14 protein-coding genes and 2 CRISPR repeat arrays are annotated in these 22,681 nt (G+C 71.4%); all 14 genes read left to right on the forward strand.

Features of this window, described 5'->3' with window-relative positions:
• The first annotated feature begins 42 nt into the window (after positions 1-42).
• The 14 genes from ACWGR4_RS35820 to cas2e all read left to right on the forward strand — a co-directional run bounded on the left by ACWGR4_RS35820 (position 43) and on the right by cas2e (position 20,641).
• Positions 43-255, forward strand: coding sequence for a hypothetical protein (locus ACWGR4_RS35820; RefSeq protein ID WP_452129287.1), 213 nt, complete (start codon positions 43-45; stop codon positions 253-255).
• 1 nt (position 256) lies between these two features.
• Positions 257-685, forward strand: coding sequence for a TadE/TadG family type IV pilus assembly protein (locus ACWGR4_RS35825; RefSeq protein ID WP_452129286.1), 429 nt, complete (start codon positions 257-259; stop codon positions 683-685).
• A 152-nt stretch (positions 686-837) separates the two neighbouring features.
• A complete protein-coding gene (locus ACWGR4_RS35830; RefSeq protein WP_452129285.1) occupies positions 838-1,284 on the forward strand; it encodes a TadE/TadG family type IV pilus assembly protein in 447 nt (148 codons plus the stop codon).
• Positions 1,285-1,568: 284 nt separating this feature from the next.
• Complete coding sequence (locus tag ACWGR4_RS35835) at positions 1,569-1,973, forward strand: pilus assembly protein TadG-related protein (protein WP_452129284.1); 405 nt, start codon at positions 1,569-1,571, stop codon at positions 1,971-1,973.
• The gene (locus tag ACWGR4_RS35840; RefSeq protein WP_452129283.1) at positions 1,970-6,235 is read left to right on the forward strand and encodes a LysM peptidoglycan-binding domain-containing protein; all 4,266 of its coding nucleotides are present in this window, start codon (positions 1,970-1,972) and stop codon (positions 6,233-6,235) included. Before ACWGR4_RS35835 ends, ACWGR4_RS35840 begins: the two co-directional genes overlap by 4 nt.
• A gap of 217 nt (positions 6,236-6,452) precedes the next feature.
• Positions 6,453-7,025 (forward strand): hypothetical protein, encoded by a 573-nt coding sequence (locus ACWGR4_RS35845; protein ID WP_452129282.1) that lies wholly within the window; start codon positions 6,453-6,455, stop codon positions 7,023-7,025.
• 296 nt (positions 7,026-7,321) lie between these two features.
• Positions 7,322-7,837, forward strand: a complete 516-nt coding sequence (locus ACWGR4_RS35850; RefSeq protein ID WP_452129281.1) for an ATP/GTP-binding protein — start codon at positions 7,322-7,324, stop codon at positions 7,835-7,837.
• Positions 7,838-8,203: 366 nt separating this feature from the next.
• Positions 8,204-10,796: a CRISPR direct-repeat array (repeat unit 29 nt; unit sequence CTGCTCCCCGCGCACGCGGGGATGGTCCC).
• Between the two features lie 460 nt (positions 10,797-11,256).
• Positions 11,257-16,002, forward strand: a complete 4,746-nt coding sequence (gene casA, locus ACWGR4_RS35855; RefSeq protein WP_452129280.1) for a type I-E CRISPR-associated protein Cse1/CasA — start codon at positions 11,257-11,259, stop codon at positions 16,000-16,002.
• The gene (gene casB, locus ACWGR4_RS35860; protein ID WP_452129279.1) at positions 15,999-16,691 is read left to right on the forward strand and encodes a type I-E CRISPR-associated protein Cse2/CasB; all 693 of its coding nucleotides are present in this window, start codon (positions 15,999-16,001) and stop codon (positions 16,689-16,691) included. The genes casA and casB overlap by 4 nt, the downstream gene beginning before the upstream one ends.
• Positions 16,688-17,881 (forward strand): type I-E CRISPR-associated protein Cas7/Cse4/CasC, encoded by a 1,194-nt coding sequence (gene cas7e, locus ACWGR4_RS35865; protein ID WP_452129278.1) that lies wholly within the window; start codon positions 16,688-16,690, stop codon positions 17,879-17,881. The genes casB and cas7e overlap by 4 nt, the downstream gene beginning before the upstream one ends.
• Positions 17,878-18,630, forward strand: coding sequence for a type I-E CRISPR-associated protein Cas5/CasD (cas5e, locus tag ACWGR4_RS35870; protein WP_452129277.1), 753 nt, complete (start codon positions 17,878-17,880; stop codon positions 18,628-18,630). Before cas7e ends, cas5e begins: the two co-directional genes overlap by 4 nt.
• Entirely contained in the window at positions 18,630-19,340 is a 711-nt protein-coding gene (gene cas6e / locus ACWGR4_RS35875) for a type I-E CRISPR-associated protein Cas6/Cse3/CasE (RefSeq protein WP_452129276.1), read from the forward strand. Before cas5e ends, cas6e begins: the two co-directional genes overlap by 1 nt.
• Before the next feature lie 3 nt (positions 19,341-19,343).
• Positions 19,344-20,297, forward strand: coding sequence for a type I-E CRISPR-associated endonuclease Cas1e (gene cas1e / locus ACWGR4_RS35880; protein ID WP_452129275.1), 954 nt, complete (start codon positions 19,344-19,346; stop codon positions 20,295-20,297).
• Positions 20,294-20,641 carry a type I-E CRISPR-associated endoribonuclease Cas2e gene (cas2e, locus tag ACWGR4_RS35885; protein ID WP_452129274.1) on the forward strand — a complete coding sequence of 116 codons (348 nt, stop codon included), beginning with the start codon at positions 20,294-20,296 and terminating at the stop codon, positions 20,639-20,641. Before cas1e ends, cas2e begins: the two co-directional genes overlap by 4 nt.
• 259 nt (positions 20,642-20,900) lie before the next feature.
• Positions 20,901-22,454: a CRISPR direct-repeat array (repeat unit 29 nt; unit sequence CTGCTCCCCGCGCACGCGGGGATGGTCCC).
• The last annotated feature ends 227 nt before the right edge of the window (positions 22,455-22,681 follow it).

Below are 22,681 nucleotides of genomic sequence, written 5' to 3' on the forward strand. Positions count from 1 at the left end.
CGACCCGGACCCCGGACCACCGAACAACCACCGGAGGGAACCATGTACGACGCCGCGCTCCACTTTGTCCTGACCGTGGCACTGAACGTGCGCGACCGCTACCGCCGCAAGGCCGACGAGGAAGGCTCCGACGCCGGGCTCACCAGCCTGGAGGTTGCCCTGATCGCGGCGGGCGTGGGGGTGCTCGCGGTCGGACTGATCGCGGTCATCACCAAGGTCGTGAACGGGAAGATCTCGATCATCGGCGGGTTCTGACGTGTCCCGCCTGCTCCGCCCGTTCGGTCGACTGCGCCGGCGATATCGGGAATTGCCCGCCGACTCGGGGACCACCTCGCTGCAACTGGCCATCCTGATGCCGGTCGTCCTGGTCCTGATCCTGGTCACTCTCCAGGGCTGCCTGTGGTGGTTCGCCCGCGAGGCCGCCCTGGCGGCGGCCCGAGAGGGCGTCGAGTCGGGCCGCGCGTACCGGATCGGCACACCCCAGACGGCGGCCGAACGGGCGCGGCAGGCGGCGGACAACCTCGGGCTGCGCAATCCGAGCGTGTCCACGGCGGGAAGCACGGCGGACACGGTGCGGGTGCGGGTCACCGCCCGGTGCCTGTCGATCGTGCCGTTGCTGCCCGACATCACGATCACGCAGGACGCGCAGGCACCGGTGGAGCGGTGGAGCCCGATCGGGCCGTGAGTTGTGGGCCCCGAGCCCTGAGCCCTGAATCCGGAGACCTGTTGCCGAGCCGTCTTGTGGAGAGGAGGACCACGCCCATGTCGAACCGACATTCCCGTCCGCGACCCGAAGGCCATTGTGAGAGCGCGAAGCCCGCGCCGCCGCCGGCGCCCATGCGGTGTGCCCGTGTCGCGGATCGTCGGGACGCGGGTTCGGTCACCCTCGAAGTGGCCATCCTGGTCCCGGCGTTGCTCGCCCTCCTGATCCTGGGCGTACTGGCCGGCCGCGTCACGCTCGCCGGGTCGGCCGTGGACGCCGCAGCCAAGGCCGCCGCCCGCGCCGCCACGTCCGCCCGTACGCCCGGCGACGCGCAGAGCCGGGCCACCGCGGCGGCCGGGGCCACCCTGTCGCAGCAGGGGCTGCACTGCGCGAGTACGTCGGTGACCGTGGACACCTCCGGGTTCGCCGCGCCGGTGGGCACCGCCGCCTCCGTCACCGCGACCGTCACCTGCCGCCTCCCGCTCGGCGACCTCGCCGCGCCCGGCCTGCCGAACCTGGGGACCAAGTCGATGACATCCACGTTCGTGTCGCCGCTGGACACCTATCGGGCACGCGGATGAGCGGCGTCGACCCGGGGCGCCGGGGACGGGGGACGCGGCGTGGTCGCGTCGCGGATGCCGACGCAGGCCGGGTCGCCCGGATGTCGTGGCTGGGCGTCCGCAGGAGTTCCGAGGCGCGAGAGCGGTCCGAAGCACCCGGACACGCCGAAGTCCGGGAATGTACCGAAGTCCCGGAACCCGCCGGGGGATCGGGGCGCGGCCGGGGCTCGCGACGAACCGGAGGGCGCGACTCCGGACGGTTTTCCGGGACGCGGCGGATCTGCGGCCCGCGCGACGAGGGCAGTGTGAGTTTGTTGTTCGCGGGTGTCGCGATCGCCGTCCTTTTGTTGATCGCGCTGGTCGTGGACGGCGGCGGGCGACTGCGCGCGGCGCAACGCGCCGACGGCCTGGCAGCCGAGGCCGCCCGCGCCGCCGCGCAGTCCATCGATCCCGCCGCCGCGATCCAGGACGGCGCGATCCACATGGTCCCGGACCCCGCCGTGCCGGCCGCCACCGCCCGCGCCTACTTGGCCCGCGCGGGCGCGAGCGGCACCGTCTCGGTCGGCGCGGACCGCGTCACGCTGACCGTCACCGTCACCGTCCCGTTCCACCCCGTCTTCAGCGGGATGCTCACCGACGGATCCGTCTCCGCCACCGCCCGGGTCACCCTCGTCCACGGCGTTCTCGCACCGGAGGGCAACACACCATGACCGCCACCCGCCGTCCCACCCCCGACCATCGGCGCCGCAGCCCCGCCGCACCGCTGCGGGCACTCGCGAGCCTGCTGGCGCTGGTCGCGGTCCTGGCCGCGATGCCCACCGTCCTGTTCCTGGCCACGCGCACGCTGTCCTCCCGCTTCCCCGACCGCGACGACCTCACCTTCGACGCGCTCCTGGAGCGCCCCGCCGACGCCGGCGTGGCCTACGTCGTCGTGCTCGCGGTGGGCTGGCTGGCGTGGGTGATCGTGGCCGGGTCGCTGCTGTGGGAGATCCCGGCCGCGTTGCGGGGGCGAACCCGGCGGGCGGTTCGGGGATTTCGGTGGAGCCAGCGCCTGGCCGCTTTCCTGCTGGGCGGGCTGGCGCTGACCGTGTCCGCCGGGCCCGCGCTGGCCTCGCACGCCGCTCCGGTGGCTGCGGTGTCCGCGCCCGCGGGGGTCGACTCGGGCGCGCCGGCCGCGCCGGTCGTCGCGCGCGCCGGCGCGGCGTCCGCCGAGGGGCCGACGTACACCGTGCAACGCGGCGACACGCTCTGGGACATCGCCGAACGCACCCTGGGCGACGGCGCCCGCTGGCAGGAGATCGCCTCCCTCAACGACGGCCGGGTGATGACCGACGGCCACACCTTCCGCGCCGCCGACGACATCGACGTGGGCTGGATCCTGCGGATGCCGGCCGGGGCCCGGACCACGGCGCCGCCCGCCGCCACGGGGACGACCGCCGACCCCGTCGCTCCCGCGCGGGCTCCCGCCGAGGACGCGCCCCGGACCGTCACCGTGCGCGCCGGGGACACCCTCTCCGACATCGCCCACCGCGAACTCGGCGACGCCGACTGGACGCCGCTGTTCGAGGCGAACAAGGGGCGAGTCCAGGCTGACGGGGGCAGCCTGTCCGATCCGGACGTGATCGAGACCGGCTGGGTGCTGGTGGTGCCTGCCGCCGCCCCGGACACGCGGGTCGCGCCGACGCCGGACGCCCCGGGTGCGCGGACCGACGCGGACGCTCCACCCGCGGTGCCGCCGGCGCCCCCGGCGAGTGACCCCGGCGCGACGCCCGACAAGCCGACCGCCCCGGCGGTACCGGACACGGCGACGGCGCCGGGTGGGTCGCCGGCGGGGCAGGACGCGGGGGGTGGGGCGCCCGCCGGGCGGACACCGCCCGGTCGGACGTCGAACGATCAGATGCCCACCGGGCAGGCTCCACCCGCGCAGACGCCGACGAGCCAGGCACCGACGGGTCAGGCGCCGACGGGTCAGGCACCGACGGGTCAGGCGCCCACCGCCGAACAGCCCCCGCCCGCCCAGGCATCCGCGCCGCCCGCGCAGGATCCGACCGGACGGCCGCCCGCTCCCGACGACACGGCTCAGGCACCGGCACCGCCGCCCGCCGAGGCACCCGCGACCCACCCGCCCGCCGCCGACACCCCGGCGGCACCGACGGCCCCGGCCGCACCGGCCGCACCCGGCACCCCGACCACCGTCGACGAGGACCGCGAGGACGGCGACGACGAGTCGGCGCTGCTCCCGATCGGCATCGGCGTCGGCGCGCTCGCCGGCGCCGGGCTGATTGCCGCCGTCGGCGTGCGCCGCCGCCTCCAGCAGCGGCAGCGCCGAGCCCACCACCGCATCACCGTGCCCGCCTCCGGGCCGGCCGAGTACGAACAGCGCCTGCGCGCGGCCGAACGCCCCGAAGGCGCCGAGTTCCTCGACCTCGCCCTGAGCACCGTGGGCATCGAACTCGCCGACGCCGGCCGTCCGATGCCCGCCTTCACCACCGGCCACCTCACCGTCGCCGGCCTCGAACTGCGCCTGCGTACCGCCGAACCGCCCATCGCCCCGTTCAACGCCGTCGACGGCGACACCACCCGCTGGTTCTGCCCGGTCGACGCGCCCCTGGTCGGCGCCGACCGCGCCCGAGCCTTGCCCGCCCCTTGCCCGACCCTGACCCCGGTCGGGCGTACGGGCGTGGGCGAGATCCTCCTGGACCTGGAGTCGTGCCCCGTCACCGTCCTCGACGGCACCCCGGAGCAGCGGCGGCAGATCCTGCGCACACTGGCCGTGGCCCTGCTGACCGGACCGCGCGGCGAGGACGTCTCGGTCACCGCCGTCGGCCTCGACGACGACCTCGAATCCCTCGAATCCCTCCCGGGACAGCGGATTTCCCGCGCCGCGTCGCTCACCGAGGCGTTGTCCCGGCTGGCCGGCTGGCACGACGCGTGCGCGGAGGTCCTGACCCGCGAGTACACCCCGTCCGCCCGCGCCGCCCGCACGATCGGCGCCGCGCCCGACACGTGGCCGCCGGAGATCGTGCTGTCCGGGGAACCCCTCGACGCCGACGCGATCGCCGCACTGCGCCGCCTCGAGGCACACGGCGTCCGCACCGCGTGGACCGTCGTGGCCCCGGCGGCGGACGGTGTCGAGACCCCCGAACACTGGTACACCCTGCCCACCGGCCCCGACCCGACCGCGCTGGCGGGCGTCGAGGGCGACGTCACCGTCCACCGCCTGCCGGACGAGGAACTCGCCGCACTGGTGGGCATCTTCACCGCAGCGGCCGACACGAAGGGGCACGTCCCGGCGGAGCCGGACGAGCAAGCATCGAGCGCCGCGACACCGGACGGAGGGACCGCACCGGGGAAGCCCGCCACCCCCGCCCTGCCCGCCGCGTCCCAGCGGGGCCCCGTGACCGTGACGACCTACATCGAACCGGTCCCCGACCGAAAAATCACCACCACACCGGGCGCACCAACCGCCGTACCGGCGTTCCCGATCCCGGTGAGCCTCACCACATCGACCCCACCCACGAAGCCCACCCACCAGCCGACGATCGGCGTGGTGGCACCCGTTGCGAACGACGACATCATCACCACCGACGGAGCAGGGACTACAGAGCCCGAGCCCGAATCGACACCGGTGGACGCGGCCGAGGCCGTCACCCACGAGGCCGACCAGGCAACGGAATCCGCCGTCGAGACGACGGCGGAGGAGCCCGCGCAACCCGCCCCGGAACCCGAGGCGGACCCGACTCCCGAAGCGGACCCCCAAACCGACACCGAATCGGACGAGGAAGCGGGCTTCCCGGAGGCGAACACCGACGTCGACCCGGGGCACGCTGCGCCATCCGTTCCGCCCGTCCCATCCGTCGCGCCGTTCAGGTCCTTCCTCGGCTCCGCCGAACCCGAAGCCGGAAACGACGCCGGGTCGCTCGACGCGGCTCCGGCGACCTCGCCGACCCCGAGCGACCACGCCGACGTCACCGCCTGGTTGGACTCCCTGCCGGCGCCCGACGACGAGGACGCCGCCTGGGCCCAAGCCTGGGAGGAGACGATGGCGGCAACGTCATCCACGATCCTGCCCGCGACGAACACGCCCACCGCGACCGACTCCGCCGCACCCGCCGAATCCACGTCCGCGATGCCCGCGACCACATTCACATCCACATCGACGCCCACGCGCACCGACGGAGAATCGACGCTGACCGGCGTACCCACCGCCCGTCACGCCGGACCGGAGATCCGCGTCCTCGGCCCGGTCGAAATCGTCGGCGTGGGCGACCCGGCCGAGGCCAGCAAGCGCGCCCGACTCACCGAACTCGCCGCCTTCCTCGTCCTCAACCCCGGCCTGGGCCACAACGACGTCGACAGCGCGATCTGGCCCGACAGCGCCTCCGCGACCAACCGGCACACCGCGATGAGCAAACTCCGCCGCTGGCTGGGCCACGACCCCCACGGCGACCCCTACCTGCCGATGATCGGCGACGGCGGATACCGCTTCGCCCCGGGCGTGACCTGCGACTGGACCCGCTTCCAACGACTGGCCCGCAAGGGCATGCGCCTGGGCCCGCTCGGCGGCCCCGACCTGACCACGGCCCTGTCCATGGTCCGCGGCCGCCCCTTCGGCGGCACCAGCCCGCGCCGCTACATCTGGGCCGAATACCTACGCCAGGACATGACGTCCTCGATCGTCGACGTCGCCGCCCGCCTGGGCGAACTCCGCCTGCGCGACGGCGACGTCAGAGGCGCCAAACTCGCCCTCGGCAAGGGCCTCGAGGTATGCCCCGAGTCCGAGATGCTCTACCGCCTGATGTTCCGCGCCGCCTACCTGTCCGGCGACATCGCCGAACTCGAGGCCTACGCCGCCCGCCTCAACCGCCTCCTCGACGACCTCGGCTGCGACATGGAAGACGACACAATCCACCTCCTACGCTCCCTCCTCGACGCCCGCCGCAAAGCCCCCAACTCCCGCGCAGCGGGATAGAAACCCACCCCCGATCAACAATCGCCGCCGCCCAAGCCTCGCCTGACGCCCAGGACCGCCTCCACTCCTCGTAGTTGGTGACCAGACACCTGCGGACCGCCCGGACCGTGGGTTCGCGGGGGCGACGCATGAGGTTGTGAGCTTGAACAAGTCACAGGCATAGGCAGTGGGACACCTCCTCTGTACGGTGTGTGATTGGACTGACGGGGGAGGGTGTGTGGGCCGGAGGACGGCAACAGTCGCAATAGCCTCGCTGCTTGCGGTAGTGGTGTTGACCGGGTGCACCGGAGCCGACAAGGAGAAGCCGAAGGCGCACTCGGAATCGAGTCGGCCCTCAAGTCAGGTCACGCCGTCGGCTACCGCCGAAGATGGCGCTAAGACCCAGGTACTTGAGGTCTATGACCGCTTCAGGACTCTCCAAGCCGCTTTGGAGGGAGGCGATCCCCTCGACGAGGAGGCTCTGGGCAAGGTCGCGACGGGCCGTGCCGCCGCGCTCCTGCGGGGCGTGGTGACGGAGGCGAACAACCAGGGTGTCGTGGTTCGCGGACCTCAAGGCGCCAGGACCCCGAAAGTCGTGACGACGTCACTGACGGGGACACCGCCTTTGGTCACGGTGGAGGACTGCATCGACACCAGCCAGCGGGTTCCGGTGTATCGAGACACTGGGAAGCCGTTCTCCGCACCGTCGCAGTCCCCCCGGTACATCAAGACGTTCATCGCCCAGCAGCCAAACCCCGGAAGCCCGTGGGTTATCGCTGACATGCGCTCGGAAAGGGACCGCACATGCTGACCGTGCGCCCTGTCGCGGCTGCGGCGCTCCTCTTGATGGCTTCCGGAACCCACGCCTGGGCCACCGAGACACCACCGCCGCGCCCACCTGGCGTGGAGGTCGAGTTGGGGGGCGACGGCGGCGAGTTGAACCTGGGAGCCTCAACTCCCGGCAAGCCCGGTGGGCAGCCGTCCGGTGCGGGTTCGACCGTGCCGGCGGGGACCGGCAGTGGTCCGGCTCCGACGCCGGTGGATCCGAGGGACCCCAACGACACCCAATGCCCAGGCGCCGCCGTCGTCTTGGACGCGACCTCGTGCATGAACACCATCGACCCCGGCGGAGGCGGCACGGGCACCGCCCCCACACCGCCCACCCCCGCCGAACTCGGCGCCCGCGCCTCCGCACAAATCCTCCTCGACGCACCCACCGTCCACCTCACCCCCGGCCCCGGCAAAACCGGCCTCGTCGGACTCCCCACCTGGCTCTGGGTCGACGCCACCCCGACATCGTGGGGCCCAACCTCCGCAACCGCCGCCGTACCGGGCCTGTCGGTCACCGCAATCGCGACGGTGGATCACATCGTCTGGGACATGGGCGACGGCACCCGCGTAACCTGCACCACCCCAGGCACCCCCTATACCGCCGCCGAAGGCGCCCACCCGAGCCCCAACTGCGGCCACACCTACACCCACCCCGGCGTCCGGACCGTCACAGCCACCACGTACTGGACCATCACCTGGTCAGGCGGCGGCCAGACCGGCACCCTCGCCGCCACCCGGACCACCACGATCCCCGGCATCCGCACCGGCGAGATGCAGGCGCTCACCTCCTGAAATGGCCGAGAAGAGCAGGCGGCGGGCCTGGAGTGCACAACGCCTCGATGCCCAGGACGAGAGGACGCAGAAAGATGTCGGCCCCGCCCGCGCACGAAGGCGCTGGCGCCGCAGTACGCGTTGCGGTCGGCGCCCGCTGCCAGCCGACCCCAGTCCCCGCACAAGTAAGGGAGTTGAGCTGCTTATGTTGCTGATCGCGATGTACGAAGAGCCGAGATCATAACCGCGGTCAGTGCTGCTGCCTGGGATACGACAGATACCTATGTGCCGTATTCACCCATTAGAAATGAAACATTACTGATGACCGACTCGATGAAACTACTCGGAAACACCTTCGCCCAGAACTAAAACCGCAGGTCACCAAGCCTGCTCCCCGCGCACGCGGGGATGGTCCCGTGCCGCCGACCAGCGTCGACTTCATGTTCGACTGCTCCCCGCGCACGCGGGGATGGTCCCGCGTCGCCGCAGTAGTTGGGTTGGGGCCGGTTCTGCTCCCCGCGCACGCGGGGATGGTCCCTCGCCCGCGGGGACGTCGCCCACGGTGTCGCACTGCTCCCCGCGCACGCGGGGATGGTCCCATGCAATCCGGTGATCCGACGAAATGGAAGAACTGCTCCCCGCGCACGCGGGGATGGTCCCTCCCGGCAGCCCGGGGGCAACAGGCAAATCCGCTGCTCCCCGCGCACGCGGGGATGGTCCCGGCGGAGGGCTGGAAGCTCAGCAACTCCACCACTGCTCCCCGCGCACGCGGGGATGGTCCCGGAACCAACGGCGCCCCAGGTGCACCGGGGGCCTGCTCCCCGCGCACGCGGGGATGGTCCCGCGGCGAACATCATCGCCGGAGCGGGCGGCCCCTGCTCCCCGCGCACGCGGGGATGGTCCCAGGCCCGTGCGTCCGCTCCGTAGCGGGTTCCGCTGCTCCCCGCGCACGCGGGGATGGTCCCACACCAGGGCCAGGGCATCACGGCTGGAGACGCTGCTCCCCGCGCACGCGGGGATGGTCCCCGAAGGCCGCACCGAGACTCACACCATCTCGCCTGCTCCCCGCGCACGCGGGGATGGTCCCGACAGCGGCCGGCCGATCGATGCCGACGAAGCCTGCTCCCCGCGCACGCGGGGATGGTCCCCCGTACATTCGTCACCGATTCCGGGGCGTAGACTGCTCCCCGCGCACGCGGGGATGGTCCCAGCTTACGACGTTCACCGAGAACGCGGGTCAACTGCTCCCCGCGCACGCGGGGATGGTCCCCTCATAGCGCAGACCGACCGAATCGGTCGACACTGCTCCCCGCGCACGCGGGGATGGTCCCATTCGTCCAGCCGCTTTCGGCTCCCCTGTCGGCTGCTCCCCGCGCACGCGGGGATGGTCCCGGCTGCCCGCGCGGATGCTCGTCAAAAAACGACTGCTCCCCGCGCACGCGGGGATGGTCCCACCGGTGGGAAGCTCGTTGACCTCGGTCGAGACTGCTCCCCGCGCACGCGGGGATGGTCCCTGCTGGTCGAGCGAAATCGTCAATGAGGCAGGCTGCTCCCCGCGCACGCGGGGATGGTCCCGCGATCGTGGACGCGGAACGCGCGCTCGGGGTCTGCTCCCCGCGCACGCGGGGATGGTCCCAGCGCGGCGGCGGCAGCCGGTTCGAGGATGATCCTGCTCCCCGCGCACGCGGGGATGGTCCCGTCAGCGGAAGCCTCAGCGTCACCGCCTCCTGCTGCTCCCCGCGCACGCGGGGATGGTCCCTCGCGAAGCGCGGCTGGTCGCAAGCCGAGCTTCTGCTCCCCGCGCACGCGGGGATGGTCCCGGGTAGCTCACGGGGCTCTCCTGTCGGTGTCTCTGCTCCCCGCGCACGCGGGGATGGTCCCGACATGAACCAACCGATGTACGTCCCCAACAACTGCTCCCCGCGCACGCGGGGATGGTCCCTCCCGAGGGGGTTCCGCCCGCAGGGCGACCCACTGCTCCCCGCGCACGCGGGGATGGTCCCGCGCCGCGAACGAAGCGAACAGCGCGTTGCGGCTGCTCCCCGCGCACGCGGGGATGGTCCCAGTCCGAGCGCGATGCCGAGATCAAGGGGACGCTGCTCCCCGCGCACGCGGGGATGGTCCCACCGCCGAACTCATGCGCATCGCCCTGGACATCTGCTCCCCGCGCACGCGGGGATGGTCCCCGACGCTCTCGGACGGCATCCCGCGCCAGATCCTGCTCCCCGCGCACGCGGGGATGGTCCCCGGACCATCCTCACCCAGGCCATGCCCGCCCGCTGCTCCCCGCGCACGCGGGGATGGTCCCGCCAGGGCTCTGAACCCGCGTTCGGCGCTTCCCTGCTCCCCGCGCACGCGGGGATGGTCCCCGGGCAGGCGGCATCCTGACCATCACCTCCCACTGCTCCCCGCGCACGCGGGGATGGTCCCTTTTCTCTACTTACTCAAGACCCCCGGCGCGTCTGCTCCCCGCGCACGCGGGGATGGTCCCGGGTCGGTCCACCGGTCGTGGTCCTCCTCCGACTGCTCCCCGCGCACGCGGGGATGGTCCCCCGACCGCGCGCGTGGTGGTGGTGTCGCCGAGCTGCTCCCCGCGCACGCGGGGATGGTCCCAGCGACGAGGGCTACGGCTGGATGGCCGCGAACTGCTCCCCGCGCACGCGGGGATGGTCCCCGCCGGTCCGCACCGCGGGGTTCCCGGCTGCCCTGCTCCCCGCGCACGCGGGGATGGTCCCGTGCTCGTGATCTGGCCGAGCACCGTGAATGCCTGCTCCCCGTGCACGCGGGGATGGTCCCACACGCAACGCAACCGCGGGGCGGCGGACGGACTGCTTCCCGCGCACGCGGGGATGGTCCCACGGCGATATGCGCGATGCCACCTTCGGTGTACCTGCTCCCCGCGCACGCGGGGATGGTCCCAGGCCACTACCCCAACCTCGGGGTGGCCGATCCTGCTCCCCGCGCACGCGGGGATGGTCCCGACCATCGCAAGGCCCCGCGTGGACACCCACGCTGTGAGGAGCCAGGCTCAAAATGGACAGGACCCGGCCGGTGGCAGGTGTCCTGGCAGCCCTGGGCCTGTTCGTGGCGATTGTTGCGTGCATTGAGCAGTAAGTACTGAGCTGAGCCGTCTTCCGTCACCACCGACGAGAGTGGATAACGCTGTGGGAGGCCGTCGGGATTGATCCATGTGCACATCGACGGCCTCCTGCAACCGTGCCGGTTGGCACTGTTCCCACGTATGTGTGGGGATTAGGCGAACACGTTTGTGGACCGCGATGTCGTGCGAGGCCGTTCCTGTGTACACGAGGTTGCTGCGTACTCGTGTGGATCGTCAGGCGTGGGCTCATGCCGGGAGTTGGCATATCACATCGGCGATCGCCCGGGACGGATATGGCGATAAACGTTTGACCGGCCTCGTTCGCGTATTCAATGCACGCATGAGTGGTGAGCGGGGCGTTGGTTCGTGCCTGGGGGATGGGTTGTCGGGGGCCGCGCGGGTGGTGTGGGCCAAGCACGATCGGAAGACGGACGGCTGGTTGCCACTCTGGCGGCACATGGCTGACAGCGCGGCCGTGGTGGGGTTGTTGTGGGATCGATGGGTACCGGGGAACGTCAGGCGGCTGGTGGGCGAGGCGTTGCCGGGGGACATCGACGACGCTCGTCTGTTGGCGGTGTGGTTGGCCGCCGTGCACGACGTCGGGAAGGCGACGCCGGCGTTCGCGTGTCAGGTGGATTCCCTCGCGGATCGGATGCGGGTTGCCGGGCTCGACATGCCGCTGCCGAAGCAGTTCGGTGAGGATCGACGGATGGCGCCGCACGGCCTGGCCGGTCAACTCCTCCTGCAGGAGTGGCTGGTCGACCGGCACGGCTGGTCGGGCCGGGCCGCGGTCCAGTTCGGGATCGTGCCCGGGGGGCATCACGGCGTACCGCCCGCGCACAAGCAGATCCACGATCTCGCCGCGCATCCCGAACTGTTGCGTACTCCCGGCGTGAGTGAGCCCGTCTGGGGCGGGGTTCAGACGGAGTTCCTCGATGCCTGCGCGGATGTGTACGGGGTGCGGGACCGACTCTCCGATTGGCGAGGGGTGAAGCTGCCGCAGCCCGTGCAGGCCTTGTTGACCGGGTTGGTCATCGTCGCCGACTGGATCGCGAGCAACCCCGACCTGTTCCCGTACTTCCCCGAGGAGCATCCGCGTACCGACGCCGAGCGCGTCGACGCGGCGTGGCGTGGACTGAGGCTTCCCCCGCCGTGGCGCGCACGGGAGCCGACCGGCTCGGTGGCCGAGTTGTTCGCGTCGCGTTTCGCGCTCCCGCCCGGGGCGTCGGTACGGCCGGTGCAGGATGAGGCGGTACGGCTGGCGCGGGCGATGCCCGTACCCGGTCTGATGATGATCGAGGCGCCGATGGGGGAGGGGAAGACCGAGGCGGCGCTCGCGGTTGCCGAGATCTTCGCGGCCCGCTCCGGCGCGGGCGGTTGTTTCGTGGCGTTACCCACGATGGCCACCGGCAGCGCGATGTTCCCCCGGCTGCTGGACTGGTTGGAGCGGCTGCCCGTCGACGGCGATACGTCGGGGAAGCGTTCGGTGTTCCTGGCCCATTCCAAGGCGGCGCTCAACGAGCAGTACGCGGGGCTGATGGGCAGGACCGGGCATACCGTCGCCGCAGTCGACCAGTTCGGGTCGCGGGACGTGTGGCGGCCGTCGGCCGACGTGCGGGATTGTTCGGCGGAGTCGGTGGCGCACCAGTGGCTGCGTGGTCGCAAGAAGGGGATGTTGGCGTCGTTCGTGGTCGGGACGATCGATCAACTGTTGATGGCCGGGCTCAAGAGCCGTCATCTCGCGCTGCGCCACCTCGCCGTGGCGGGCAAGGTCGTGGTGATCGACGAGGTACACGCCTACGACGCCTACATGAACACCTATCTCGACCGGGTCCTGTCCTGGCTCGGCGCCTACCGGGTACCGGTGATCGTGCTGTCCGCGACCCTGCCCGCGGCCCGGCGCCGCGAACTGGCCGAGGCCTACGCCGGCCCGGCACCGGCTCCGGCAGCGACGACGACAGCGACATCCGACCCCGCATCGACCGCCGCGCAGACACCGGCCGACGGATTCGCGGCGCTCGGATCGGTCGAGAACTACCCGCTGTTGACCACGGTGACCCCCGGTTCGCCCCCCGAGACAGCGTGCCCGACCGCCTCGGGCCGCCGCACGGACGTACTCCTCGAACGCCTCGACGACGGCACGGAGCGGCTCGCCGCTCGTCTGGCCCACGAACTCGCCGACGGCGGTTGTGCCCTGGTGGTGCACAACACCGTGAACCGTGTGCTGGAGACGGCCGAGGTCCTGCGCCGGACATTCGGCACCGAGAACGTCACCGTCGCGCATTCCCGCTTCGTCGACGTCGACCGCGCGAACAAGGACGCCGACCTGCTGGACCGGTTCGGCCCTCCGGACCGCAGCGGCGACCAGCCTTCCGACACACCGCAACCGGACGAACGACGCCCCCGCGGCCCGCACATCGTGGTCGCCAGCCAGGTCGCCGAGCAGTCGCTCGACATCGACTTCGACCTGTTGGTGACGGATCTGTGCCCGGTCGACCTGATGCTGCAGCGCATGGGCCGGCTCCACCGACACCCGCGAGGCGAGGGCCAGGACCGGCGTCCGCACCGGTTGCGCGTCGCCCGCTGCCTGGTCGTCGGGGTCGACTGGGACGCGACTCCACCGCAACCGGTGGACGGATCCCGCGCCGTCTACGGCATGTACGCGCTCCTGCGCTCCCTGGCCGTACTGGAACTGCACCCGAACGACGACAACGGCCACGACCACGACCACGACCACGGCCACGCCCCCGACCCACGCCGCCTGCGCCTGCCGGAGGACATCAGCGACCTCGTCCAGCGAGCCTACGGAACCACCGCACAGGGCCCGCCCGCGTGGGCGGCCGTCATGGAGGAGGCCCGGGTCGAGTACGAGGTCCACCGGGCCGGTCAGCGCAGGGACGCCGACGCCTTCAGGCTGGACGAGGTCCGCAAGGACGGCCGCCCCCTCATCGGTTGGATCGACGCGGGCGTCGGCGACGCCGACGACACCCGGGCGGGCCGTGCCCAGGTGCGCGACGGCAAGGAAAGTCTGGAGGTACTGGTCGCCCGGCGCCGCGCCGACGGCGTCCTGACCACCCTGCCGTGGCTGGGCAAGGGTTTCGGCGGACGCGAACTCCCCACCGACGCCGTCCCTTCGCCCGCCCTGGCCAGAGCCGTCGCCTCGTGCGGCCTTCGGCTCCCCCACCAGTTCAGCAGGCCGTGGATCCTCGACCGGGCGATCGCCGAACTGGAGGAACTGTGCGTGCCCGCATGGCAGGTGAAGGAGTGCCACTGGCTCGCGGGAGAGCTGATCCTCGTCCTCGACGAGGATTGTCGGACCCGCCTGGCAGGGTTCGACCTTTCCTACAGCCCCACGGACGGACTCAAGGTGGGCAACGTGTCCGAGCACGAGACGCACCACTCGCGGGCCCGCGCGGCCCCGCCGTCGTTCGACCTGCTCACCCGCCCCTGGTTGCCGGTGCGGCGCAAGGACGGAAGCGAGGACGAACTGTCCCTGAAGGACGTCTTCGCCCAGGCGGGAGACCTGCGGCGGCTCGTCGGGGACGTGCCCACACAGGAGTTCGCGTTACTGAGGTTCCTCCTGGCGATCGCACACGACGCGCTCGACGGCCCCGAGGACATCGACGCCTGGGCGGACCTGTGGGACAGCGAGGATCCATTCGCCGCCGTACCGGCCTACCTCGACCGCCACCGCGAACGATTCGACCTGCTCCACCCCTCCACCCCCTTCTACCAAGTGGCCGACCTGCACACGGCGAAGAACGAGGTCGCGTCGCTGAACCGGATCGTGGCGGATGTCCCCAACGGAGATCCCTTCTTCGCCATGCGGATGCCCGGCGTGGAACGTCTCGGCTTCGCCGAGGCCGCCCGATGGCTCGTGCACACCCACGCGTTCGACGTCTCGGGCATCAAGTCCGGCGCCGTGGGCGACCCCCGGGTCAAGGGCGGCAAGGGCTATCCGCAGGGCGTCGCCTGGGCGGGCAACCTCGGCGGCGTCCACGCCGAGGGCGACACGCTCCGCCGAACACTCCTGCTCAATCTGATCGCCGGCGACGCCGACACGGTACGCGCCGACAAGGACGACCGCCCCGCCTGGCGACGCGACCACTGCGGGCCGGCCGCGACCGACGCCGAAGACCTCGCGTCGCGGCCCTCCGGGGTGCGCGACCTGTACACGTGGCAATCCCGACGGGTGCGCCTGCACCACGACGCCCAGGGTGTCCACGGTGTCGTCCTGGCCTACGGCGACCCGCTCGTGGCGCGCAACATGCATGTCAGCGAACCCATGACGGGCTGGCGCCGCAGCCCCGCGCAGGAGAAGAAACTCGGCCGTCCGCTGATCTACCTGCCACGTGAGCACGACCCCACCCGCGCGGCGTGGCGAGGCCTCGCCGCCCTGCTTCCGGCGGGGAGGGAACAGGGCACGGCCGAACAGCGCCAGGACGCGGCCTCGGTGATCTCACCGCGCGTGCTCGACTGGGTGGCGCGCCTGAGTACCGAAGGCATTCTGGACGGCGGACAGTTGATCCGGGCGCGGATCGTCGGAGCCGTGTACGGCACCCAGCAATCCGTCATCGACGAGGTCGTCGACGACGGCGTCACGATGGCCGTCGTCCTGCTCCACGAGAGCGATCGCCGATTCGGTCGGGCGGCGGTGGAGGCGGTCGCCGACGCGGACGGCGCGGTGATGGCCCTGGGAGATCTGGCCACCGCGCTCGCCCAGGCCGCGGGCGAGGAACCGGACCCGCGCCGGGCCACCGCACGCGATCTCGGATTCGGCTCCCTGGACCGCGCCTTCCGCCACTGGCTGCAGCACCTCGGCGACAGCGACGATCCGATCGCGAGCCGCCGCGAGTGGCAGCGCCGGGCACACCGGATCATCGCCGACCTGGGTGAGGACCTGGTGACCGCGGCCGGCGACGCCGCGTGGGAGGGCCGCATGGTCGACGGCAAAGGTGGACCCCAATGGCTCACCGCGTCCCTGGCCCATCTGCGCTTCCGCACGCGCCTGAACAAGGCGCTCAGCCATCCCTTCGCCCCGATCTCGGCCGAAGAGACGACACACACACCCGAGGCCGACGCATGACCACCGAAACCAGGGACCCGGCCCGACGACGCCGTTCACTCGGCCTGGTCGGCACGACCGTCTCCGACCACATCCGCGGCCTGCAGAAGGGCTACCTCGACGACCGCGGCGACGCCGTCGCGGCCGTCGCCCGCATCCGGCGCGGCGCCGGCAAACCCTCCGAGGACGTGCCCGACCTGTGGGGCCTGCTCGGCACCGATCCGCTCTACGAGCCCGGACGGCTGTCCGAGGCGGACACGATCCGCGCCGCCGAGGCCGCCTACATCGCGCTGACCCTATGGGCGCTGCACCAGCAATCCCACCGGCTGTACCGCATGCACGTACCGGGCGGACCCGAACTCGGCGCCGCCGTACGCCGGTTGATGCCCGGCACGGAAATCGACGAACCCATCCGCAAACGATTCGTCCGCGCCGGCTCCGCTACACACAAGGATGCGCTGGCCGAACGGCTCCGCGACATCGTGCAGTTGCTGCGCAGGGACGAGGTCCCGCTGGACTACGGGCTCCTCGCCGATCAGCTCCACCGCTGGCAGCAACCCGGCGGAAGACAACAGATCCGCCGGTCCTGGGGCACCGCCTTCCACGCCTACAAACCGCCGAGGACCCTCCCGGCCCGCACCGACACCGACACCGACGCCGAGAACACGGACGGCGACACCACCTCCACCGACAAGGACGACGTTTCGTGAGCCGGACCATCCTCGACGTACACGTGCTGCAGACCGTGCCGCCGAGCAACCTCAACCGCGATGACACCGGCTCCCCCAAGACCGCCGTCTACGGCGGGGTTCGCCGGGCCCGCGTCTCCAGCCAGGCGTGGAAGCGCGCCACTCGACGCTCCTTCGGGGACCTGCTCGACCCCGCCGACCTGGGAGTGCGTACCAAGCGGGTCGTCGAAATCCTCGCCGACCGCATCACGGCACTCGACCCGTCGCTGAAGGAACCCGAAGCCCTCCTGTTGGCCACGGAGACGATCCAGGCCGCCACCGGCGCCAAGATCGAGGTGCCCAAGCGCCGCGCCGAGGCCGCCAGGAAGAAGGGCGAGGAAGAGCCGGCCCCCGAATCCTCCTACCTGATGTTCCTCGGCTACCGGCAGTTCGACGGCCTGGCCAGGCTGGCCGTCGAGGGCTCGGCCGACATCAAGACCTTCCTCAAGGACAAGGACAACAAGGCCCGCGCCAAACGCATCGCCGACACCCGACACTCCGTCGACATCGCCCTGTTCGGACGCATGGTCGCGGACTCCGCCGACATCAACGTCGACGCCGCCGCCCAGGTCGCCCACGCCATCAGCGTCCACGCGGTCGAGAACGAGACCGATTACTACACCGCCGTCGACGACCGCAACACCGACGCCGAACCCGGCGCGGGCATGATCGGCACCGTCGACTTCAACTCCGCGACGCTGTACCGCTACGCGGCCGTCGACGTGGACCTGCTGCGCCGCAACCTCGGTGCGGGCCTGCGTGAGGACGAACCGCTCGACGAACCGGTGCGCCGCGCGGTCGAGGCGTTCGTACGCGGGTTCGTCGAGTCCCTGCCCACCGGAAAGATCAACACCTTCGGCAATCACACCCTCCCCGACGCGGTCGTCGTCAAGCTCCGCACCACCCGACCGATCAGCTTCGTGGGCGCCTTCGAGGAGCCGATCACCGCGGACTCGGCAAGCGGATACGTGCGCCGCGCCTGCGAACGACTCGCGGAGTCCGTCCCCGAGACCGAAAAGGCATACGGAGCCGACGAGGGCACCAACACCTGGGTTCTGCGGATCGGACCCAACACGACCGCGCTCGCCGCACTGGGTACGGAGGTGACCCTGCCGGAACTCGTCACCGCCGTCGGCGCGGCAGTGACCGAGCGCGCGGGGCAGGGCACGTGAGCAGTGTGTTGACCCTGCGCCTGGCCGGCCCCCTGCAATCCTGGGGGGCCTCGGCCCGGTTCGCCCGCCGCACCACCGAGTCGGCGCCGACCAAGAGCGGCGTCCTGGGCATGCTGGCCGCGGCCCGAGGCCTCGACCGCACGGCCGACGCCGACCTGGCCGCCCTCGCGGCCCTGCGTTTCGGGGTGCGCGTGGACCAACCCGGAACCCGGATCCGTGACTACCAGAGCGCCGAGCACGCCGACACCGCGAAGTCCATGCCGCTGTCCGAGCGCTTCTATCTCGCCGATGCCGTCTTCGTCGCGGCGGTCGAGGGCGAGGACACGCTCGTGAACACGTTGTACGAGGCGGTACGCGCTCCCGTGTACCTGCCGTACCTCGGGCGCCGATCGTGCCCGCCCGCCGGGCCGGTGGACCTGCGCGTCCACACCGACACGACGCTCGATGTGGCCCTGGCCGACGAGGACTGGCAGGCGTCGAGCTGGTACCGCAGGCGCCGCCGCCACGCGGCACACACCGAACTGACGGTGTTCACCGAGGTCGACACCGGCACCAGCGATGTGGACGGCGATACCCTTCGGGATCAACCGTTGAGCTTCGACCCGCGCCATCGCCGATACGCGCTGCGCACGATTCGGACGACCACTGTGCCCATTCCGCGAACCGGGTCCGAACCACGCTCCTCCGGCGCCGCTTCGCCTTCGCCGGCGGCCGAACACGATCCGACGCACGGGCTGAAAGGCGTCTGATGTACCTGACTCGTTTTCGCGTCAACACCGCCCGCGCCGGCGCGCGTCGCCTGTTGTCGTCGCCGCAGGTGCTGCACGCCGGGGTGATGTCGTCCTTCGCGGACATCCTGCCGAGTGCGGCCGAGACCCCCAGGGTGCTGTGGCGGATCGACCACAATGCCAAGGCCGAGGTCCTGCTCTACATCGTCGGTCCCACTCGTCCCGATCTCACGCACCTGGTGGAACAGGCCGGCTGGCCGACGCTCTCGCCCGGCTGGAACACGTACGACTACACCGCCTTCCTGGACAGGCTCAGCCCGGGCGGCACCTGGGCGTTCCGACTCACCGCGAACCCGGTGCACCACATCCGGCGCACCGACGACGAGCCCACCAAGCGCACCGGCCACCGCACGCCGCGACACCAGATGGGCTGGCTGCTGCAACGCCAGGAGGCGTGTGGTTTCCGCATCCTGACGAAACCCGTGGAACGGCGACTCACCTCGGAGGGCGACGAGTTCGAATTGTCCGTCCACAGCGGGCAGGGGCTCTCCTTCGGCAAGCCCGGCGGCCCCGCGGGGCGGGCCGGTGGGCGGGTGAGCCTGACCGTCGCCACCTTCGACGGCCGACTGCAGGTCGTGGACGCCGACGCACTGCGGCGCACCCTCGTGTCGGGCCTGGGGAAGGCGAAGGCGTACGGCTGCGGCTTGATGACGCTCGCCCCGGTGGTGTGAGCGGTGTCCACCATCGGCAAACGCAGCCTGTCCACCCCACGCGAGTTGACCCGGGTCGGCGACCGGCTCTCCTTCGTCTACCTGGAACGGTGCGTCGTGCACCGCGACGCCAACGCCATCACCGCAGAGGACGCCCTGGGGACCACCCACATCCCCTCGGCCACGATCGGCACCCTGCTCCTGGGCCCCGGGACCCGGATCACGCACCAGGCGATGAGTGTCCTGGGCGAGAGCGGTGCGGGCGTGGTGTGGGTCGGGGAACACGGCGTGCGCTTCTACGCGGGCGGCCGCGCGTTGACGCGCTCGTCCGCGCTGGTCGAGGCCCAGGCCGTGCAATGGGCCAACCGCCGAAGCCGGTTGCATGTCGCGCGCGCGATGTACCACCTGCGCTTCCCGGACGAGGACCCGGCAAGCTGCACCCGACACGAACTCCTCGGCCGGGAGGGCTCACGGGTCAAGGACTGCTACCGCAAGGAGGCCGCCCGAACGGGGATCCCGTGGCGCGGTCGCCGCTTCACCCCGGGCGACTTCGACTCCGGAGACGCGGCCAATCAGGCGGTCACCGCGGCAGCCCAGTGCATGTACGGAATCGCCCAGGCGGTGGTCACGGCGTTGGGATGCGCTCCCGGGCTCGGCTTCGTCCATTCCGGCCACGAACTGTCGTTCGTCCTGGACGTGGCGGACCTCTACAAGACCGAGATCGGCATCCCCATCGCCTTCGACGTCGCGGCGGAGAGCGACGAGGACGTCGGCTCCAGAACCCGACGCGCGATCCGCGACCGCGTCAACGAAGTGGGCCTGCTGGAACGATGCGTGAGGGACATCAAGGGACTGCTGCTCCCGGACCTGGGACCGGACGCCCCGGTCGGCGACCTCGACGACCGCGTCACCCTCCAGTCCGACCGCGGGCTGGAGATGGAGTCCGGCCGCAACTACGCCGACGGGGTGGTGTGGTGACCGTCATCGTCCTGACCCAATGCCCCATCGGCCTACGTGGCTTCCTCACCCGCTGGCTGCTCGAGATCTCCCCCGGCGTCTTCATCGGCGGTCCCAGCGCCCGAATTCGCCAGGCGCTGTGGGACGAGGTACGTCAATACGCGGGCAACGGACGAGCGTTGATGGCCTACAGCACCAACAACGAACAGGGCTTCACCTTCGAGACCCACGACCACAAATGGCACCCGACGGACCACGAGGGCCTCACCTTGATCCGCCGCCCCAACGAGCAGTCCCACAGCCCCACGCCGCCGCCCCAGGGCTGGAGCAAGGCCTCCAAACGCCGCCGCTTCGGCAGTCGCTAGAAGCCGCCCTTGCACGTGCCGCCCCGAGGCCCCTGCGGATCGTCCGATCCGCAGGGGATCATCACACGGAAGCCGCATGGACGGGGCGGGGGTTCTCAACGTTCGTAGAGAAATCCCCGTTCGCAAGGCCCTCGTTCCTCCTTCGCCTCACCACAAGGAAGAACGGGGACGAAAAAGCAATGAATATAGCGCTATGACCGTTTCAGTGAAACTACTCAAAAACGCGCGTTCTCAGAACTAAACATGCAGGTCATCGAGTCTGCTCCCCGCGCACGCGGGGATGGTCCCGACCTGCGCCCGGCCCTGGTGTTTGATGGATTCTGCTCCCCGCGCACGCGGGGATGGTCCCATGATGCATCCGGAGTGGTCGGCGGAGATCTGCTGCTCCCCGCGCACGCGGGGATGGTCCCGGTGGTCAGGGTGTCGATCAGCCGGCTGGACACTGCTCCCCGCGCACGCGGGGATGGTCCCGACACGCGGTACCTGGCTCTCCGACCGGGGGGCTGCTCCCCGCGCACGCGGGGATGGTCCCGCGGCCGGCGCCTACGTGGGCCAGGTGCGGATCTGCTCCCCGCGCACGCGGGGATGGTCCCGTCACGCGCAGCCGGTCGAACGTGATCGGGCCCTGCTCCCCGCGCACGCGGGGATGGTCCCGCGAGCGGCTCGGCTGCCGCAGTCGGGGCCGCCTGCTCCCCGCGCACGCGGGGATGGTCCCCGGATCACGCGCGGCCGGGCGGCGAGGCCGCCCTGCTCCCCGCGCACGCGGGGATGGTCCCGGGGTCGGGCAGAACGGTTCCAACAACGGTTCCTGCTCCCCGCGCACGCGGGGATGGTCCCACCAGCCGGACCGGCGCGCCGACATCGAGGCCCTGCTCCCCGCGCACGCGGGGATGGTCCCTCTCGTTCCGGGGCCGGTCCCACCTCTCCGTCCTGCTCCCCGCGCACGCGGGGATGGTCCCAGACCACGATCGGCCGGTGACCACGATGCGTACTGCTCCCCGCGCACGCGGGGATGGTCCCACCGGTCGCCGATCAACAGCGGATCCCGTGATCTGCTCCCCGCGCACGCGGGGATGGTCCGTGTCGCGCTCGCGGTCGACGTGCCCAAGGCCGCTGCTCCCTGCGCACGCGGGGATGGTCCCATGCGTTCGAGCGATGCGCGGATCTTCGGGTTCTGCTCCCCGCGCACGCGGGGATGGTCCCAGCGGGATGTGCGCCGGACGCTGGGAGCCGCCCTGCTCCCCGCGCACGCGGGGATGGTCCCCGCCAACGAAAGGCACTCGCTTTGAAGCCCCACTGCTCCCCGCGCACGCGGGGATGGTCCCGACATGGAACGTCTACAACATCGGCTGTTTGGCTGCTCCCCGCGCACGCGGGGATGGTCCCGGTAGCGCCGGCCCCCGTACGCGGGTGGATGACTGCTCCCCGCGCACGCGGGGATGGTCCCGTCTGGGCCCTCACGAACAGGGCGATCGCCTGCTGCTCCCCGCACACGCGGGGATGGTCCCTGCATCGGTGCCGGCGATCCCGAGCCGGACTGCTGCTCCCCGCACACGCGGGGATGGCCCCATGTCCGGAGGCGCCTCCGTCAACCTGGGCGCCTGCTCCCCGCACACGCGGGGATGGCCCCATGTCCGGAGGCGCCTCCGTCAACCTGGGCGCCTGCTCCCCGCACACGCGGGGATGGTCCCTCGCCGGTATCGAGTGGTGCCTAATTCATGGCCTGCTCCCCGCGCAGGCGGGGATGGTCCCATGCGCGCGGCCCTCGGCCGCGACGCTCAACGCTGCTCCCCGCGCACGCGGGGATGGTCCCGACTCGGTCCTCCAACACCTGGCCGGCCGCGACTGCTCCCCGCGCACGTGAGGCTGGCCTATGCCGCCGAAAGCGGGGCCGTCGTCCATCGAGTGCTCCCAGTATGCGCGCAGGATCGGAATGCCCCGGCTGACAAGCGTTAACTAGCGCGCGGTAGTCAAGGAGAACGCGGTGTCAAAGTAAATCTGATAATCATGAGTACTTTGATTTTCTGCGCCGATGCCGGT

The organism is Embleya sp. NPDC055664, from assembly GCF_053618075.1.

What these genes read in the sequence shown, in the direction of transcription:
- ACWGR4_RS35830 (WP_452129285.1), top strand. Translation starts at nt 838, where the DNA reads ATGCGGTGTGCCCGTGTCGCGGATCGTCGGGACGCGGGTTCGGTCACC.
- cas6e (WP_452129276.1), top strand. Translation starts at nt 18,630, where the DNA reads ATGTACCTGACTCGTTTTCGCGTCAACACCGCCCGCGCCGGCGCGCGT.
- casA (WP_452129280.1), top strand. Translation starts at nt 11,257, where the DNA reads ATGAGTGGTGAGCGGGGCGTTGGTTCGTGCCTGGGGGATGGGTTGTCG.
- casB (WP_452129279.1), top strand. Translation starts at nt 15,999, where the DNA reads ATGACCACCGAAACCAGGGACCCGGCCCGACGACGCCGTTCACTCGGC.
- ACWGR4_RS35840 (WP_452129283.1), top strand. Translation starts at nt 1,970, where the DNA reads ATGACCGCCACCCGCCGTCCCACCCCCGACCATCGGCGCCGCAGCCCC.
- ACWGR4_RS35850 (WP_452129281.1), top strand. Translation starts at nt 7,322, where the DNA reads ATGAACACCATCGACCCCGGCGGAGGCGGCACGGGCACCGCCCCCACA.
- ACWGR4_RS35820 (WP_452129287.1), top strand. Translation starts at nt 43, where the DNA reads ATGTACGACGCCGCGCTCCACTTTGTCCTGACCGTGGCACTGAACGTG.